The sequence below is a fragment of the Mesorhizobium sp. B2-1-3 genome (assembly GCF_006442495.1).
In the GTDB taxonomy this organism is placed as follows: Bacteria; Pseudomonadota; Alphaproteobacteria; order Rhizobiales; family Rhizobiaceae; genus Mesorhizobium.
On the sequence record NZ_VFWL01000018.1, the window covers coordinates 98,651 to 116,415 of the forward strand.

Below are 17,765 nucleotides of genomic sequence, written 5' to 3' on the forward strand. Positions count from 1 at the left end.
GAAACGATTCATCGACGAGCTTCGGAATTCACGTGAATACAAAGGGTCAGAGCGAGCGGGTTCCTTCAATGCCGAACCGCGCCAATGGGTCGGCGTAGACACCGGCCATAGTCGCAAGAAACGCCACTCGTGCCGTCCTATCCGACGGCATCCGGGTTCAACAAGGAAATCCCGCGAAGCTGAATTCGGCGACCGTGCCGTCCTCTCTGGTGACCCGAACGAACAGCGCGCCTGGAATGCGGGGTTGCATCGGATGACCGGTTGCCCGTCTGGCAGCCCCTGCGGGACTTGAAGCCGCCACCTCGTGCGTGCCGATAATTCTCTCGCCCAGGATTTCCTCCACCTTGTAGCTGGTCATTTTCCCCGTTGGGCGACGATCTTGACTATCGACAGAAGGAGCCCGGCCTGCTTTTGGCGGTAGGTTCGGCACTTGGCGAGCAGGCCGGGCTGTGCTCCCGGCTGTCAGGTACCTTGGTGGAGGGCTTAGCCGGTGCGAAAGGCAGACTGTCTCCTTCTCCTCGGACCCGCAATTGGGACTGAAGCCCGAAGCATCGACGCATTGGTCCTAAACCCTGAACATAAGCCGCCGTTCCTCATTGGCGTGGAAGCCGTCGAGTAAAGTCCCTTCATCGACGGTCCCTGGACGCCCGCCGTTGCTGCGAGCGGCGGGTGTCCGACTTCGGGGAGAAAGACATGCAGCTTGGCGAGATCATCGCGAACACCTTCGCCGTCCTGCTGCTGATTTGTTTTCTCGCGATCGTGTTCTTCCTGTTTGGAAAGCCGCTGTGGCCGGACCACTATGCTCGCATGTCGATTATTCTCCCGGTCGACGCGATGACCACGGCTTCGGTGAGACGGACCGGCGCGCATCCTCACCTGCCGGACACTTTCGACATGGCGCTCGCTCGCCCAAGACCGTCCCCGTAGGGCTCCGTGGCGGGCTTCTACGCGTCCAGGATTCTGGCGCCGGCAGCTTTCCCATGGCGGCTCACCCGCTGGTTCCGGCAGGTGGATTTCTCGCGTTCAGCGCCTGTTCCTCGCAATCCGCGCGCCACCGCCGAAAGCGACGGGGAAGAATGAGGACGAGTGGCTCAAGTTAGATCTGGTCGGCCGTTTCAAGTTCCTGAAGAGCAATGAAGATTAGCCTCATGCTCGCTGCCGGATTTCGTGAAGGCGGACCAAAGTCCCAGGGTCTGGTCCCAAAGGTCTTATGTTACCACTTAAGTTCCGTGAATGTCCTTTATATGTTCGAATGAATTAGCTAATTCTGATGTCCGCCACGAGGAAAAGCGCTGAAGAAAAACGGATGCGCCGCCGGCAAGCGACATGAATTATACCCAAAATCGCATCACCTTTGTCGCGCTTTGTTGAAAGATTGTGACTGTTGCTCAAGCAGGCGCTGGCGAATAAACGCTATCAATACAGTGACTGTTTATCCCATGAAGCAACCAAATGCTCAGGCTTGAAGCAAGCATCCACGCGATCCAGAAGATGCGAGCGCGTCTATCGTCTCTTGAGCAGGCTCTTCATCCGGTTGCGCAGCAGGCGGGCCATGTTGCGGGTCTCCCGGTAGAGATGCAGTTGCGAGGCCGCCTGGCGGGCGAGACGGTCGGCGTCCGGCGTCAGGCCGATCACCAGCGTGCCCATCGGCTTGCGCTCGGTCCACAGCCTGCTCATCACCGGATGGTCGGGCACGGCACAGGAATCGGTCATCATGATGTTGGGGTCGTCGAGATGCTGCCTGGTCACCTCGATCATCAGCAGCGTGCCTGGCGAATAGCCGGCCAGAGTTTCGTCGTAGGCCGTCTTCCAGGTGTAGGCAACGCCGGCTTCGACGAAGACGATCAGGCACGCAATGGTGCGGCCGTCGAGCGTCAGCGAATGGATGCGGCACAGGTCCTGCTCGGCCAGCCTGTGCACGGCCTCGCGGGCGAAGGCGGCGCGGTAGCGGTCGATCGCCATGGCCGTGCGCTCGCGGCCCTTCCAGCCGGCCGCCTCCAGCGTCAGGAAGCTCTCGATGGCGTGACGGATCTCGTCGGGGCCGCGCGCCACGACATGTTCAAGCTTGCCGAGGTCGCCCAGCCGCCGCTTGAGGCGGCGGAACTCGCGGTAATGGTGCGCGCGCAGCGAAGCCTTCAGATAGTCCTCGGCGTCGCGTTCGCTCTCGAGCAGCGGACGCTGGGCGTGACCGGTGGTGACCAACATCAGGCCACGCGTTTCGGCCACGGTGGCAACCAGGCTCGCCACCGCGCCGTCGAGCCTGATGTCGGGCAGGACGAACACTTTCGGCAGCTTCAGATGCGGGCGCGACAGCATGGAGAAGAAATCCTCGAGGACACCGACCGGATCGTCGCGGTCGACCAGCGGGGTGCCGAGCGGGCCGAACGGGCTCGACCATGTGCGCATGACCGGAACCCCGAGCGGCACCACCGGCCGCTCCACCGAGAACGGCACCAGAAGGCGTAGCCGGTTGCGGTATTCATCGCCGTCACGGATGACGGCCAGACGCACCTCGCGGTCTTCCAGCCGGGGCATTGCGGGCGCGAGGAAACGCGGGTTGAAGAAGACGTTGGGCTCGATGGTGCGGGCGCACAGATAATCCAGCTCCTCGACGAGGTCGAACCCGGCCGACGCCGGATAGATGGCCAGTTTCCGCTCGGGCCGGTTGTTGGCGAGGATCTCGATATGGGCCGGGTCGGTGTCGCGCCCCAGTCCGGCAAGGCCGGACACCATGGCGCCGGCGGGGCCGCCGCTGGTTTCCTCGAGCAAGGGGATGGCGGCCATCACGCGGCTCCTTTGGCTGGCACGAAGATCGTCATGACGATGCCGAGCTTGCGCCAGACCGTGAAGGACAGCGCGCCGGCCTCGAAGATCATGGCGAAGGCGGTGGCCATTGCGGCGCCCCACAGGCCGAAGAGCGGGATCAGCACCACGTTCAGGCCAATGTTGAAGGCCAGCGTCATGGCATAGACGGCGGCGCAGACATTCTGGTTGCCGCTCATGGTGAGCAGGCTTTCGCACGGGCCCACGGCGGCGCGCGCCACGACGCCGAAGACGAGCAGGAACAGAAGCGGATAACCCGATGTGAATTCGGGACCGAACAGCATCAGCATCGGTTTGCCAAGCGCCAGCACCAGCAGCGCCATGGCGAGCGATGGCCAGAAGGTCCACGACACCGTCTCGCGGGCGAAGGCGGCGAGCTTTTCCGGCTCGCCATGGGTGAACTGGGCATAGCGCTGAGCGACGCCTGCCTTGACGGCGAAGTAGACGAAATGCACCAGCGCCAGTGTCTTGACCGTGGCGAAATAGACGGCGACGTCGTTGGGGTCCATATAGGCGCCGACCATCAGCACGTCGGCATTGGTGAGCAGGAAAAAGAAGCTTTCGACCAGGAAGATCGGCAGCGAGACAATGAACCATTGTGCGAAATGCACCTTCAGCGGCCCGGCCGGAATCTGCTTTTCCATGCGCCGGGTGACGCCGATAAGCTGGGCGAGCGTGGTGACGTAAGTGGCGGCGATCGAGGCGAAGATCGCGGTCTTCGCCTCGGGCGCGTAGCCGGCGAAAAGCATCAGCGCCATGAACAGCAGGATCAGCACGGGCCGTATCAGATAGGTCGGCGCCAGGGCGAACAGCGCCCAGCTGTTCGCCCTGGCCTGGCCTTGCAGCAGGTCCGACAGCGCTATCATCGGCAGGCAGATGACGCCGAGGATGAACGGCAGGACATAGTAGTTTTTAGTCCATGACGAAGCGAGCCACACGCCGAGTGCGCCGAGCCCGGCGATGACCGTCGAAGCGATCAGGACGAACAGGCGGCTGGCCACGACGATACCGCGCAACTCGTCGATGAGGCCGCGCTCGCGGTATTCGGGAATGAAGCGGATAACCGAGGTGTGGAAGCCGAGGCAGGCGAGATTGCCGACGATGACCATGGTCACCCAGACAAGGACGAAGATGCCGTATTCGAACGAGCCCATCCAGCGTGCCATCAACACCTGGCTGACGAAGGCGATGACGGCGCTGACGATGCGGATGGAAAAGGCAATGACCGACATGCGGCCGGCCTCGCCGCGCTCGTCGGCGGTGAACAGCACGGCGTCGACGCGGCCAAGCAACGGCTCCACGCGCAGCGCCAAACGCTGCGGCAAGAACCGCCCGGCTGTCGTGGCCGCGGAAAAGCGCACCCCGATTGTTCTCCGTTTTCCGCTTCTTTCCAGGCTTTGGTGTAGCGGAGACACCTTAAGAAAGGGTGGGTGGAAGAGGCATGCACAATGGCAGAGAGGCCAGCGAGGACGACCGGTGTGGGTTCCATGCCGCAAGCAGGAGACAGGCGCTCTGTCGTTCCAACTCCCAGCCAAGCCTAAGAGCGGCGCGCTTCGCCGTGAGTTGCGACATAGTCGATCTCGGAACGGCTGATGCCGATGTCTTTCAGCATGAAATCGGGCATCGCCTCCAGGTGACGCCGCTCATGTCGGAGGCGCTGTCCGCGCGCCAGCCAAGCGAGGATGGCCATCGGCCGCCATGGTGGGGCGCGCAGCCTTGCCAGGAAGATAGCTATCTCGGGCATGGTTTCTCCTCGCGACGCGTAAAAGGCCTGCCGGCACTGTTCCGGCAGGCGGTGCCGTCAGTCGGCCTTTTTCATGGCGTCGCATGAGACATTCGGGTTCATGTCGGCGAAGGCGCCGGTCGGGTTCTGCTTCCAGGCCCAGACATGAAGTTCGTAGAAGGGGCCGAGGCCATAGCGGTTGGGGGCGCTGTCGAAGTTGAACAGCTGGCCTTCGAGCGACGCGGGACCCTTCGCGGTGATATATTCGACGGCCACCAGCTTCAGCTTGCCATCGGCCATCGGCTCGTACATCACGGCCTCCGGCTTGGCGAGGTCGACGGCATCATCCTTGAGATAGGCGCCGTTGACGTAGTGAATGCCCATCGCGCCGCCGGTGATGCCGCTGGCGCAGGGAATCGGCGCATAGCCCTCGGCGGTGGCCGCCGCGACATTCACGAAGCGGCCGTTGGCCGCCCGCACCTCGGCGGCCAGCCGATTGCCACTCTCCGCAGATGCGGCAGTGGCGGTGATCGCCATGATGGACAGCGCGGCAAGGCGCCAGAAATTGACGTTCATTTTATTCTCCATTGGTTGTTGGTGACGCGCAGGCGGCAGGACCGGCCTGTAAGGCCCTGCTGCCATGCCTGCGCGTTGGATCGTCAGTTGCGGGACGGGTCCGATCCGTTCCTCTCTAGCCGGGCGGCGGTCTCATTGATGCCACCACCAATATTCCCAGTAGTCCCGCCGCATCTCGTGCTCCGGCAGGCCGACGTCCCGCCTTAAATAATCGTCTTGCGGTGGCAGGCGCCTGCGCCGGCTTCGCAATGGCGCGAGCAGCGCGGAGACAATCCGCGATGCGAGACCACGCCGGGAGGGTGCATGGTCGAACGCCGCGACGGCGGCTGCCGTTTCGGGAGGAAACAGCACGGAAAGCCGACACCCATCGCTGCCCAGGACGATCTCACGCTCATTGTTCCATCCTTGGTCCATAGGGTCAGCGATAAAAGTAAGGGTCCAGGACCCTCACCTCCGTGATCTTGTCCACCGGTAGCGAATTCTTCTGCGCCGTGCTGCGGATCGCCTCCGGCGAGGGGGCGTCGTAGATGCAGAAACTCTTGTTCCTGTCGGGCGACACGAAGGAGTGCAGCCAGGTGACCCCCTTCTCGGCGTTGCGCATGATGATGCCGCCGAGCGCCGTCGCGCCGACGTCGTTCGTCGGCACGTTGAGCCCGTCGGGGAATGTCCGTTCGATCAGATAGCGAGGCATGGAGTGGCTTCCTTTTGTGACTGATTCACGCTCGAAATGAGCGCGGTTGGAGAAAAATCACGATCGTCGAAAGCGCACATCGGAGCCTTTCCCCATATTGCGCGGGACGATTCCCTATGTTTTCGACGTTTGGTCTGGGAGCCACACTACGGATACCGAAGCGGGGGTATTTTGGAGAAGGGTCGAGGGACGACGATACTTATGGGCCAGTGACGATGCTTCTGGAACGGCAGGCACAACTCGATCAGTTGGAGGAACTGCTCGCGGAGGCCGCGCGCGGTCGCGGCCGCGTGGCGGCATTGCTGGGCGAGGCCGGCGCCGGCAAGACGGCACTCGTCGAGGCGTTCGTAACCCGTGCCGGGCAGCACGTTTCCATATTCCGCAGCGCTTGCGAGGACCTGTCGATTCCCGATCCGCTTGGACCGCTCTATGATCTGGCCCGGGACGCGCAGTGGGCACTGCCCCGGGCAATCGACGACCGCCAAGGTCAGCGGCTGCCCCTGTTTTCAGACGCTCTCGAGGTTTTCGAGGCGAGGTCTCGGCCGGGTTTGCTGGTCATCGAGGATATGCACTGGGCCGACGACGCGACCCTGGATTTCGTCCGTTTCCTGGGCCGGCGCATCACCAACACGCATATGCTGGTGCTGTTCACGGCACGCACCGACCGCAGCGAAGGGCAGATGCGTGCGCGCCGGGTGCTCGGCGAAATTCCAGCCGGCAACGTCCAGCGCATCGAAGTGCCACTGCTCAGCGAGGCGGCGGTGTTGTCGCTTGCCGAAGCAGCCAACCGCGACGGCAGCGCAATCTATCGCGCCACCGCGGGCAACGCCTTCTTCGTCACCGAATTGCTGGCTGCCGAAAGCGAGATGATCCCGCCGGCCAGCGTCCGCGACGCCGTGCTGGCGCGTGCCGAGCGCCTGTCGCAGGGAGCGCGCTCGATGCTCGACGCGGTGTCTGTGTTTCCACGCCGCGCCGATGCCTGGGCGCTGCGCGGCCTCTGTGGCGTCGCCAGCGCCGGCCAGCTGGCGGAATGTGTCTCGAATGGCTTGCTCGACGATCTCGGCGATGGCTACGCCTTCCGGCACGAGATCGCCCGTCGCGCCATCGAGATGGCGCTGACCTCGAGCCGTCGGCGCGAATTCAACCAACGCGCGCTTTCCGCACTGCAGGAAAACGCCGAGGTGGCTACCGCAAGGCTTGTGCACCATGCGGTGGAGGCCCAGAATCTTGAGGCGGTGCGCGAGCTTGCCCCGCTCGCAGCGCGCGAGGCTTCCCGCGTCGGCGCGCATCGCGATGCCGCCGGCTACTACGAGGTCGCCTTGCGGCATGCCGACAGCCTGCCGATGAGCGACCGGGCGAGGCTTTACGAAGGATATGCGTTTGAATGCCATCTGATCGGCCGCATCGATGCGGCCATCGAGGCGCAGAGCCAGGCGCGCCGGCTACAGCAGGCGCTGGGCGACACGCTCAGGGAGGGCGACAGCCTCAGATGCCTGTCGCGCTTCGCCTATCTGGTGGGTGACCGCGAACAGGCGGACCTGTTCGGGGCCCAGGCAGTGGAACTGCTGGAACAGGCGCCTGCCAGTCCGGAGCTTGCCATGGCCTATTCCAATCTCTCGCAGCTGGCGATGCTGGCCGAGAAGCTCGATGAGACGCTGCTGCTTGGCGGCAAGGCAGTCGCTCTGGCCGAACGGTTGAACAAGCCGGAGATAATCTGCCACGCGCTCAACAATCTTGGCTCGGCCGAGCAGTGGCTTGACCTGGCCAAAGGCCGGTTTCACCTCGCCCGCAGCCTTGAAATCGCGCTCGTGCAGAATTTCCAGGAGCACGCGGCACGCGGCTTCACCAATTGCGCCTGCGCCGAAATGAACCAGCTCGATCTTGTGCGCGCGCAATCCTTTCTCGACCGCGGCATTGCCTATTGCGTTGAGAACGACCTCGCGACCTGGCGCGACTATATGCGGGGCGTGCAGGCGCAGCTGCTTTTGCGACGCGGCCTTTGGGACGATGCGGCGGCCATGGCTCTCGACGTCATCGACGATGCTGCAACGACAGCCCTGGTGCGTTACCCATCCCTGGTCGCGCTGGCGAAACTGCGCATAAGGCGAGGCGATCCGGCTGGGCCGGTGCTGGAGGAAATGAAGCGGTTCCTGGACAGGGGAATGGAGCTGCAGCGGCTGGTGCCTTACACGGCGTCGATGGCCGAACTGGCATGGCTTGGGCAAGGCGACGCCAGTGAGGCGCTTCGCCTGATCGAGCTGGCAGAAAGCCTGTCGCCGACGAGGGCGATGTTCGCCGAACTGGCCGTCTGGCGGCTGCTCTTGTCGCCTGAAAGCGACCCTGGCGATACGACCGGCATGGCGGAGCCCTATCGCCTGCTGCTCGCCGGCGATTGGCACGGTGCCGCGACGCTGTGGGCCCGGCTGGGTGCTCCGTTCGAGCAGGCGCTCGCCCTGCTGCGCGGCGACGAGCCGGCCCTGCGCCTGGCCCTGGATATATTCGAGGGGCTCGGTGCCCGGCCGGTCGCCCAGCACGTCCGCGCCGTCATGCGGCAGAATGGCGTCAATAACATTGCAAGGGGACCGCGGCAGAGCACGCGCGCCAATCAAGCTGGCCTGACGCTGCGCCAGATGCAGGTCCTGCAACTGATCGAACGCGGTTTTTCCAACAAGAGAATAGCCGAGCACCTGACCATCTCACCGAAGACCGTCGATCATCATGTCTCGGCGGTGCTGGGCAAGCTGGACGCCATTTCGCGTGGCGAGGCGACCGCCGCCGCGCGCGATTCCGGGCTGATCTGAGCACGTAGGAATCTCGCCCGGATCAGAAATCCGGGAATGTGAGCCCTGCAGGTTTTCCTTACGCGAAAGCGCCGTGGCAGTGCTTGTATTTCTTGCCGGAGCCGCAGGGGCACGCTTCGTTGCGGCCGACCTTGCCCCAGGTGGCGGGGTTGTTGGGGTCGCGGTCTTCGGGGGCGACGATGGCGTTGCTTTCCTGGCGCACCAGAAGGGCGGTTTCGCCGCCTTCGAAATCGTTCTCGCCGGTGGTACCGTCAATATGCGTGCCGAACATGTCGGGGGCTTCCGGCGGCGGGGCCTCGGCAGCCTGGCGGACCAGTTCGACGCGCATCAGCTGCGCGGTGACGGCCTGGCGCAGATTGCCCAGCATCGCCTGGAACAGCTCGAACGCCTCGCTCTTGTATTCCTGCAAAGGATCGCGCTGGGCGTAGCCGCGGAAGCCGACAACCGAACGCAGATGGTCGAGATTGACGATGTGCTCGCGCCACAGATGGTCGAGCGTCTGCAGCACCACGGAGCGCTCGACATAGGTCATCACCTCGGGCCCGAAGCGCTCGGCGCGCTCCTTGGCGGCGGCGTCGGCGGCTTGCGTGATGCGCTCGCGAATGTCGTCCTCGGCGATGCCTTCTTCCTTGACCCATTCCTCAATCGGCAGGTCGAGATTGAGGAACTCGGCGACCTCGGCCTTCAACCCGGCGACATCCCACTGCTCGGCATAGGCGTTCTCGGGAATGGCCTTGGCGACGATCTCGTCGATAACGCCTTCGCGCATCTCGGCAATGGTCTCCGACAGGCCTTCGCCGTCCATCAGCTCGATGCGCTGTTCGAACACGACCTTGCGCTGGTCGTTGGAAACGTCGTCATATTTCAGAAGATTCTTGCGGATGTCGAAGTTGCGCGCCTCGACCTTCTTCTGCGCCTTTTCCAGCGCCTTGTTGATCCAGGGATGGATGATGGCCTCGTCTTCCTTGAGGCCGAGCTTCTGCAACATGCCGTCCATGCGCTCGGAGCCGAAGATGCGCATCAGATCGTCCTGCAGCGACAGGAAGAATTTCGAGCGGCCGGGGTCGCCCTGGCGGCCGGAGCGGCCACGAAGCTGGTTGTCGATGCGGCGTGATTCATGGCGCTCGGTGGCGAGCACGTAGAGGCCGCCGGCGGCCAGCGCCTTTTCCTTCAGGCGCTCGACGTCGGCATAGATTTCCTTTTCCCGCGCCTCGCGCTCGGGCCCTTCGGGCATGTCGCCCAGTTCCTCGGCGATGCGCATCTCGGCATTGCCGCCGAGCTTGATGTCGGTGCCGCGGCCGGCCATGTTGGTGGCGATGGTGATGGCGCCGGGCTTGCCCGCCTGGGCGACGATCGCCGCCTCGCGCTCGTGATGGCGGGCGTTCAGCACCTCGAAATCCTTAAAACCTTCCTTGCGCAGCCGCTCGGCCAGTTGCTCGGACTTCTCGATCGAGGTGGTGCCGACCAGCGTCGGCTGGCCCTTGGCGCTGGCTTCGCGGATCTCCTTGACGATCGCCTTGTATTTCTCCTCGACCGTCCGGTAGACCTCGTCGTCCTCATCCTTGCGGATGACCGGCAGGTTGGTCGGGATCTCGGTGACTTCGAGGCCGTAGATGTTGCCGAATTCCTCGGCCTCGGTCAGCGCGGTGCCGGTCATGCCGGAAAGCTTCTTGTAGAGGCGGAAATAGTTCTGGAAGGTAACGGAGGCGAGCGTCTGGTTCTCCGGCTGGATTGCCACATGCTCCTTGGCTTCAAGCGCCTGGTGCAGGCCTTCCGAATAGCGGCGGCCGGGCATCATGCGGCCGGTGAACTCGTCGATGATGACGATCTCGCCGTTGCGCACGATATAGTCCTTGTCGCGCTGGAACAGGCGGTGCGCCTTCAGCGCATTGTTGACGTGATGGACGATGGCGACGTTCTCGACGTCATAGAGCGACTCGCCCTTGAGCAGGCCGGCGTCGCGCAGCAGGTTCTCGAGCTTCTCGGTGCCTTCCTCGGTGAAGATGGAGGTCTTCTGCTTCTCGTCGATCTCATAATCCTGCGGCTGCAGCTGGATGATGAAAGTGTCGATGGTGTTGTACATTTCCGAACGGTCCTCGAGCGGACCGGAAATGATCAGCGGCGTGCGCGCTTCATCGACCAGGATGGAATCGACTTCGTCGACGATCGCGTAGTTGTGACCACGCTGTACCATCTGGGCGCGCTCGTACTTCATGTTGTCGCGCAGATAGTCGAAGCCGAGTTCGTTGTTGGTGGCATAGGTGACGTCGGCGGCGTAGGCGACGCGGCGCTCCTCGTCGGACAGGCCATGGACGATGACGCCGACCGAGAGGCCGAGGAACTTATAGACGCGGCCCATCCATTCGGAGTCGCGGGTGGCGAGATAATCGTTGACGGTGACGACGTGGACGCCATTGCCGGCCAGTGCATTGAGATAGACGGGCAAGGTCGCGACCAGCGTCTTGCCCTCACCGGTGCGCATCTCGGCGATGCCGCCATTGTGCAGCACCATGCCGCCGATCAGCTGGACGTCGAAGGGGCGCATGCCGAGCACGCGGCGCGCCGCCTCGCGGGCGGTGGCGAAGGCCGGGATCAGCAGGTCCTCGAGGCTGGCGCCGTTGGCGATGTCTTGGCGGAACTTTTCCGTGCGGCCGGCGAGCTCTGCATCGGAGAGCGCCCGCATCTCGTTTTCCATGGCATTGATCGCCTCGACACGGGGCCGGGTCGACTTGACCCTGCGGTCGTTGGAGGAGCCGAAAACCTTACGGGCGAGACCGCCGAGACTGACCATCCAATGGTCCTTTCGATAGAATTCTCAAACTGAGACGAGCGCCGGCCGGCCCCATCAAATCCACGTGAATGCGCCGCCTGTATGCGGGCAACGCAAAAAGCGCCCGGAAAACGGTTCTGGACGCAAAGTCGTTGGACAGATAAGAGGGGGCTCAACTGATGTCAACGCCGCGCTGGCCCTGCCGGTCGCGCCAAATTCGGCCACAATCTGGCTGATCTGGAAGCCTCCTGTCCTTCACATCCTCATCGGAGTCATCTTAATGTCCCTGTTGTTCCGCCGTGCGTCGCTCGCCAGCCTCGGCCTGGCCGTCGGCCTGTCGGCTCTTTGCCTGTCGCCGCTGATGGCGCAGGAAACCGCACCAGCCCAGCCGGCACCACCAGCGGCACCGGCCGCACCGGCGGCACCGGTCGATCCGAATACAGTGGTTGCCACCGTCAACGGCCAACCCCTCACCGAAGCAGATCTCGTGCTTGCCGAAGGCGAGCTGTCGCAGCAGTTCGCGCAACTCCCGGCCGAGCAACGCCGCGCCGCGGCGCTTTCGGCCGCAATCGAGATCCGCGTCATGGCCGCCCAGGCCGTCTCGACCGGTCTCGACAAGGATCCCGATTTCCAGCGCCGCATGGCCTTCCTGCAGCAGCGCGCGCTGCATGGCGAGATGGTCGAGAAAGGCGTCGTCGACAAGGTCACCGACGCCGAGATCCGCGCCCGCTACGACCAGGAGATCGCCAACACGCCGCCGGTCAACGAGGTGCATGCCCGTCACATCCTGGTGAAGACGAAGGAAGAGGCCGAGGCGATTATCAAGCAACTCGACGGCGGCGCCGATTTCCAGAAGCTCGCCAACGAGCACACCTCGGATCCGAGCGGCAAGACCAGTGGCGGCGATCTCGGCTGGTTCGGACCTGGCCAGATGGTGCCGGAATTCGACAAGGCCGCTTTCGCGCTCGAGGTCGGCAAATACACCGAGCAGCCGGTGCAGTCGCAGTTCGGCTGGCATGTGATCAAGCTCGAGGACAAGCGCACCAAGCAGCCGCCGGCCTTCGACGACGTCAAGGACCAGGCCAAGCAGGCGGTCATCCGCGACAAGTATTTCGCGCTGGTCAAGTCGCTGCGCGCCGATGCCAAGGTCGAAATTCCCGACGCCAATTTGAAGAAGGCCGTTGATACGCTGGAAAGCGCCAAGTAAACCAGAACGGTTTCGAAAAAGGGGCGCGGCGGCCAAAGGGCGCCGCGCCCTTTTTACGTCAGTTCAGCCGTCGGGCCCTTCTATGCCTCGCAGGAGGTAGCGGACCACCTTGCGTATCGTCGCCTCGTCTTCGTCGAGCCGGTTGGTCAGGAGCTGCCGCCAGGCATAGGAAGCCACCAGGTCGGCGGCCACAGCCGGATCGACATCGGCCGCGACCTCGCCCCTTGCCCTGGCGCGCTCGATGATCTGGCCGGTGTGGGCCCGGCGCCCGCCGGTATAGCCGGCAAGGGCCGCGGCCGCCGTTTCGTCCGACTGCGCCTCGGCGATCAGCGACCTGAACACGCTGCCCGACGACGTCTCGCGCCAGTGCGCGAACAGGTTCTTGAGGAAGCCGACGAGATCCTCTTCCAGTCTTCCCGTATCGGGAACATCGACGCGTTTCTGGCGCTGATAGACCTCCAGCAGCAGCGAGGCCTTGCTCGGCCACCAGCGATAGATGGTCGGCTTGCCGGCACGCGCCCGCCGCGCCACGGCCTCGATCGAGAAGCCGGCATAGCCGGCCTCGACCAACACTGCCTCGGCGGCATCGAGAATGGCTTCCGCGCTGTCGGGATTGCGCCGCGCTCCGATGGATTTACGCGCCGTATCCACCACTTCGGCCATCCTGTCGCCCTCGCCGTCGGTTTAGGCCGGCAATATAAGTGATCCGACGATGGAACGAAACGGCCCGTTCTTGGCGGCTGACGCAGGAGACATTTGCCTGCCATGTCTCCCGCACGATGCGCAGGCCGCCATGGTGCTGACCAACTCCGGCCGCGCGCCCGCACCGAGTCGCAACGATCGCAACTTGGGCGGGGCGGCGCCAACGAACTGCGACGGAGCCGGCTGCGAACCGGTCAGGGCCAATTCCGGTTCTCACGCGGCCACCAAAACGCCTTGCGCGGGCGCGCCGTATCGGGCAAACCGACGTTTCTCCGCCGATTTTTCCCGTCCGAGGTCCCATGTCCACGACGATTTCGCCGCTCGCGCCGAAGAAATACCCCAAGATGCCTGAGATCGAGGGGGTGCGCATCGCCACCGCCGAAGCGGGGATAAAATACAAGAACCGCACCGATCTGCTCACCATGGTCTTCGAGCCCGGCACGGCGGTCGCCGGCGTGTTCACAAAGTCGAAATGCCCCTCGGCGCCAGTCGATTTCTGCCGGCAGAACCTTGCCGCGGGCAAGGCCCGGGTGCTCGTCGTCAATTCCGGCAACGCCAATGCCTTCACCGGCAAGAAGGGCCGGGACTCCACCGCGCTGACGGGCGAAGCGGCAGCCAAGGCTGCCGGCTGCACGCCAGGCGAGGTGTTCCTGGCCTCGACCGGCGTCATCGGCGAGCCGCTTGACACAACCAAGTTCAGCCATCTGCTGGCTGGTCTGGTCAGCAACGGCAAGCCCGACCTGTGGACCGAGGCGGCCAAAGCCATCATGACCACGGACACTTATCCGAAGGTGGCGACGCAGACCGTCAAGCTCGGCGAGACCGATGTCACCATCAACGGTATTTCCAAGGGCGCCGGCATGATCGCACCCGACATGGCCACGATGCTGTCCTTCGTCGCCACCGATGCGCCGATCGCCGCCCCCGTGCTGCAGGATCTGCTGTCGCGCGGCACGGCCAAGACCTTCAACGCGGTGACCGTCGACAGCGACACCTCGACCAGCGACACGCTGCTGCTCTTCGCCACCGGAAAGGCCGTCAAACGCGGCGCGCCGGAGATAACCGATCCCAAGGATGCCCGTCTGGGGGCGTTCCGCCGTGCGCTCGGCAAAGTGCTGAAGTCGCTGGCGCTGCAAGTGGTGCGCGACGGTGAGGGCGCCCGCAAGCAGGTCGAAGTCACCGTTACCGGCGCGAAATCGGCGCGCTCGGCCAAGCGCATCGCGCTCTCGATCGCCAATTCGCCGCTGGTCAAGACGGCGGTCGCCGGCGAGGACGCCAATTGGGGCCGCGTCGTCATGGCCGTCGGCAAGGCCGGCGAGCCGGCTGACCGCGACCGCCTGTCGATCTGGTTCGGCGACAACAGGCTGGCGCATGAGGGCGAGCGCGATCCGGCCTATTCGGAGGAAGCGACCTCGGCGTATATGAAGCGCGACGACATCCGCATCCGCGCCGATATCGGCATCGGCCGCGGCAAGGCGACGGTGTGGACCTGTGACCTCACCAAGGAATACGTCGCCATCAATGGCGACTACCGGAGCTGACGGACTTGGTTTCCAAACATCCGGCCAGCATGCTGGCGACAGTGCGCCGCTATGAGGCGGCCGGGTTCCGCGCCTGGCCCGCGGCGGCAGTCCATTATGACGGCACCTGGGTGGTGCGGCTGACGGCCGGACATCCGGCCAAGCGGCTGAATTCGGTCAATCCGCTCGATCCCGGCGACACCCAGCACATCGCTGACCGCATCGGCCGCGCCAGCCGCCGTTTCGATGCCTATGGCAGGCCGCTGACCTTCCGCATGTCGCCGCTATCGGGTCCGGATCTCGCCAGCCATCTCGACCGCGAGGGTTGGAGTCGGTTCGACGAATCGCTGGTGATGCGGCTGCCGCTGGCCGATGCCCAGCTCGATGCCGCCATGGACCAGATCCCGTTGAAGGACATCAGCCGCTTCATCGGCGCATCGCTCAAGGTCAGCGGCTCGGACGCGTCGCTGCGGCCAGGCCTGTCGGAGATCATCGGCGCCATCCAGCCCGAGGCCGGGCTGTTCGCGCTCGAGGCTGGAGCGGAACCACTGGCCACGCTGATCTGCGTCCATGACGGCGATCTCGCCGGCCTGTTCGAGGTCGCCACCGACAAGTCGGCACGCAACAAGGGCCACGGCCGCAACCTGATCCTGTCGGCGCTGAAATGGGCGCGGCTGCGCGGCGCGCGGGAAGCCTGGCTGCAGGTCGAGGCCGGCAATGTGCCGGCGCTGGCGCTCTATCATTCGCTCGGCTTCGACGAGGTCTATCGCTACCACTACCGCCGGCCGCCTGTTCATGGGTGAAATCGGGCATGAATGATGTGACGATCGCCGGCAAGCGCCTGCTCCTGGTCGCCGCCTGCGCCCTGGTCGACGCCGACGGGCGCGTGCTCCTGGCGCAGCGGCCCGAGGGCAAGCAGCTTGCCGGGCTCTGGGAGTTTCCCGGCGGCAAGGTCGAGCCCGGCGAGACGCCGGAGCAATGCCTTATCCGCGAACTCTATGAGGAGATCGGGATCGAGACCGACATCCCGTGCCTGGCACCGCTCACCTTCGCCAGCCATAGCTACGACGATTTCCATCTTTTGATGCCGCTTTTCATCTGCCGCCGCTTTCGCGGCATCGCCCAGCCGAAGGAGGGGCAGGCGCTGAAATGGGTGCGGCCCAGGCAGATGCGCGACTACCCGATGCCGCCGGCCGACGCTCCGCTGATCCCGTTCCTGATCGACCTCCTGTAGGCGAACAGAACCGCTAGCGGCCTGTGGCTGAGCGGAGCTGCGGGGCGCATAAGCCAGCATTAATGGAAGATTTATCTCATCATGAAAAATTGATGCAAGGCTGCCTCGTCGCGGCCGTGCCGGCGATTTTCTGGGGAGCGACAGCATGAGCCTAGACAGGGATTGGGATTCGATCCGGCCCGACCGCAGTTTTCGCGCCGCGGATGCGGGCATGGGCGTGCTGCGCGTCACGCTGCTGTTCGGGTCGGCCGCGGTGGCGCTGGCCCTGATCGCAACGCCCTTCCTCGAGAGCCAGACGCGCTCGCAATCGGCTCGGAATTTTGCCAGCGGTCTCGACATGACTGCCACTGGTTCGATCACTCGTCGCGATACCTATACGGTGCGCCGCAGCGTGCTTCAGCCGCAGCCCGATTCGGTCTGCATCATCCGATCCGACGGCCGGACCAGCGGCGACTGCTGACCGGGTCCAAGACATTTTCAGAGGCGGCGGTTTCATCGCCTATTAAGCCTGTGCCGTTAACCTTTCTTAACAGGTCGGCGGTATGGTTCCGGCAAGAGGGATCGACGTGATGAAAACAGTGCTGCTGCGTTTCCTGAACGATGAAAAGGGCGCCACGGCCGTCGAATACGGCTTGATCGTCGCCGTACTGTCGCTGACGATCGTCGGCGGCATCAGCCAGGTCTTCAACGCGATCACCTGGCTGTTCAGCGACAATGGCAGCAGGCTTGCCAACGCTTTCGCCCCCTGATCTGGCTGTCCGCGTCCGCGTCCGCGGACACTATCATTGCCCCTTGGGCTGCTCCAACACAGTCTTCAGCGAGATCTTGGCCGAACCCGGCTTGAGCGGCTTTTGCTGCGATGCATCGGGCGCCCAGCCGGACATCCAGACCATCGAAAAGCTTGCGCGGATGCGGCCGTCGGGATCCGAAAACCGCTCGGCGTAGATTTGCGCGGCGCGGGCGAACAGCTGGCGTGTGCCCGGCCGCCGGCTGCGATCGGCAAGCGCGCTGGTTTCGCCCATGGCGCGCAAATCGGCCATCAGGTTGAAAAGACTGTCATAGCGCACCGTCACCGTCTCGACATCGGCGACCGGCAGAGCGAGGCCGGCGCGCTGCAGCAGCGCTCCCGCGTCGCGAACGTCGGTGAACGGAATGACGCGCGGGCTGGCGCCGCCGTGAAGCTCGGTCTCGGCCGCCAGCAGGCTTTCACGCAATTCGCCGAGCGTGCCGGCGCCGGCGAAGGCGCCGAGGAAAAGCCCGTCCGGACGCAGCGCACGGCGGATCTGCACCAGCATGCCGGGAATGTCGTTCATGGCCTGCAGCGACAGGAGCGACACCGCCAGGTCGAGGCTTTGCGGCTCGAAGGGCACGGTTTCCAGCGGCGCGACCATGCCGGCGGAATCGCCCAGGAAAGCCGCATCCGCCTCGACACGGACGATGTCCGCCACCTTGCCGCTCGCGGCGAGGATGTCGGCTGCGGCCGACGTCTGGCAAAACAGCACCGCTGCCCTGCTAAACCTGCGCTCCACGGCACCCAGCCGGTCGGCAAGGTCGTCGGCACTGCGCCGCATCAGGAAATCCGCGCCGCCGACCGGATGATCGAGCGCGCGCCGCTTGTGCGCCAGCCACAGTGAGGTGTCCATTATCGGCAGCAAACGGGCAGATCCTTGTTTGTCCATTCCCCGATGGAGTTGATATAGTGGCGCACAGCACCCACC

Annotated in this window: 17 protein-coding genes; 8 read left to right on the forward strand and 9 right to left on the reverse strand. The window is 64.3% G+C overall.

The window, feature by feature from the left end:
- Positions 1-157 precede the first annotated feature (157 nt).
- Positions 158-358, reverse strand: a complete 201-nt coding sequence (locus FJ973_RS24830) for a hypothetical protein (RefSeq protein WP_140525443.1) — start codon at positions 356-358, stop codon at positions 158-160.
- A gap of 335 nt (positions 359-693) precedes the next feature.
- Here FJ973_RS24830 and FJ973_RS24835 point away from each other — a divergent pair, with 335 nt between their 5' ends.
- Positions 694-927 (forward strand): polymerase, encoded by a 234-nt coding sequence (locus FJ973_RS24835; RefSeq protein ID WP_140500900.1) that lies wholly within the window; start codon positions 694-696, stop codon positions 925-927.
- 576 nt (positions 928-1,503) lie between these two features.
- Here FJ973_RS24835 and FJ973_RS24840 read toward each other — a convergent pair.
- The 5 genes from FJ973_RS24840 to FJ973_RS24865 all read right to left on the reverse strand — a co-directional run bounded on the left by FJ973_RS24840 (position 1,504) and on the right by FJ973_RS24865 (position 5,813).
- On the reverse strand, positions 1,504-2,784 hold the full coding sequence (locus FJ973_RS24840) for a GNAT family N-acetyltransferase (protein ID WP_140525444.1): 1,281 nt from the start codon (positions 2,782-2,784) through the stop codon (positions 1,504-1,506).
- Positions 2,784-4,184: a lipopolysaccharide biosynthesis protein gene (locus tag FJ973_RS24845; protein ID WP_140558152.1), complete on the reverse strand. Its 1,401-nt coding sequence runs from the start codon at positions 4,182-4,184 to the stop codon at positions 2,784-2,786. The genes FJ973_RS24840 and FJ973_RS24845 overlap by 1 nt, the downstream gene beginning before the upstream one ends.
- A gap of 176 nt (positions 4,185-4,360) precedes the next feature.
- On the reverse strand, positions 4,361-4,567 hold the full coding sequence (locus FJ973_RS24850) for a DUF1127 domain-containing protein (protein WP_210239610.1): 207 nt from the start codon (positions 4,565-4,567) through the stop codon (positions 4,361-4,363).
- Positions 4,568-4,624: 57 nt separating this feature from the next.
- Complete coding sequence (locus tag FJ973_RS24855; protein ID WP_140500907.1) at positions 4,625-5,122, reverse strand: hypothetical protein; 498 nt, start codon at positions 5,120-5,122, stop codon at positions 4,625-4,627.
- 418 nt (positions 5,123-5,540) lie between these two features.
- Complete coding sequence (locus tag FJ973_RS24865) at positions 5,541-5,813, reverse strand: DUF4242 domain-containing protein (RefSeq protein WP_140500909.1); 273 nt, start codon at positions 5,811-5,813, stop codon at positions 5,541-5,543.
- Positions 5,814-6,028: 215 nt separating this feature from the next.
- Here FJ973_RS24865 and FJ973_RS24870 point away from each other — a divergent pair, with 215 nt between their 5' ends.
- Positions 6,029-8,614 carry an AAA family ATPase gene (locus FJ973_RS24870; RefSeq protein ID WP_140558186.1) on the forward strand — a complete coding sequence of 862 codons (2,586 nt, stop codon included), beginning with the start codon at positions 6,029-6,031 and terminating at the stop codon, positions 8,612-8,614.
- A 58-nt stretch (positions 8,615-8,672) separates the two neighbouring features.
- Here the strand turns inward: FJ973_RS24870 and secA are convergent, their stop codons facing one another.
- Positions 8,673-11,405 carry a preprotein translocase subunit SecA gene (secA, locus tag FJ973_RS24875; RefSeq protein ID WP_140500910.1) on the reverse strand — a complete coding sequence of 911 codons (2,733 nt, stop codon included), beginning with the start codon at positions 11,403-11,405 and terminating at the stop codon, positions 8,673-8,675.
- Positions 11,406-11,664: 259 nt separating this feature from the next.
- On the opposite strand from secA, the gene FJ973_RS24880 reads away from it, so the two are divergent.
- Positions 11,665-12,591: a peptidylprolyl isomerase gene (locus tag FJ973_RS24880; protein ID WP_140558156.1), complete on the forward strand. Its 927-nt coding sequence runs from the start codon at positions 11,665-11,667 to the stop codon at positions 12,589-12,591.
- 63 nt (positions 12,592-12,654) lie between these two features.
- On the opposite strand, the gene FJ973_RS24885 is transcribed toward FJ973_RS24880, so the two are convergent.
- Positions 12,655-13,254: a TetR/AcrR family transcriptional regulator gene (locus tag FJ973_RS24885; RefSeq protein ID WP_140558157.1), complete on the reverse strand. Its 600-nt coding sequence runs from the start codon at positions 13,252-13,254 to the stop codon at positions 12,655-12,657.
- 338 nt (positions 13,255-13,592) lie between these two features.
- Here FJ973_RS24885 and argJ point away from each other — a divergent pair, with 338 nt between their 5' ends.
- From argJ to FJ973_RS24910, 5 genes are all read left to right on the forward strand, one after another.
- Positions 13,593-14,834, forward strand: a complete 1,242-nt coding sequence (argJ, locus tag FJ973_RS24890) for a bifunctional glutamate N-acetyltransferase/amino-acid acetyltransferase ArgJ (RefSeq protein WP_140558159.1) — start codon at positions 13,593-13,595, stop codon at positions 14,832-14,834.
- 29 nt (positions 14,835-14,863) lie between these two features.
- Positions 14,864-15,616, forward strand: a complete 753-nt coding sequence (locus FJ973_RS24895; protein ID WP_140500961.1) for a GNAT family N-acetyltransferase — start codon at positions 14,864-14,866, stop codon at positions 15,614-15,616.
- 8 nt (positions 15,617-15,624) lie between these two features.
- A complete protein-coding gene (locus FJ973_RS24900) occupies positions 15,625-16,047 on the forward strand; it encodes a (deoxy)nucleoside triphosphate pyrophosphohydrolase (protein WP_140525450.1) in 423 nt (140 codons plus the stop codon).
- A gap of 145 nt (positions 16,048-16,192) precedes the next feature.
- A complete protein-coding gene (locus FJ973_RS24905) occupies positions 16,193-16,507 on the forward strand; it encodes a hypothetical protein (RefSeq protein WP_140500915.1) in 315 nt (104 codons plus the stop codon).
- 109 nt (positions 16,508-16,616) lie between these two features.
- Positions 16,617-16,796 carry a Flp family type IVb pilin gene (locus FJ973_RS24910; protein WP_140500916.1) on the forward strand — a complete coding sequence of 60 codons (180 nt, stop codon included), beginning with the start codon at positions 16,617-16,619 and terminating at the stop codon, positions 16,794-16,796.
- A 33-nt stretch (positions 16,797-16,829) separates the two neighbouring features.
- Here FJ973_RS24910 and FJ973_RS24915 read toward each other — a convergent pair whose 3' ends face one another.
- Positions 16,830-17,702, reverse strand: coding sequence for a methyltransferase domain-containing protein (locus FJ973_RS24915; protein ID WP_140558160.1), 873 nt, complete (start codon positions 17,700-17,702; stop codon positions 16,830-16,832).
- Positions 17,703-17,765 lie beyond the last annotated feature (63 nt).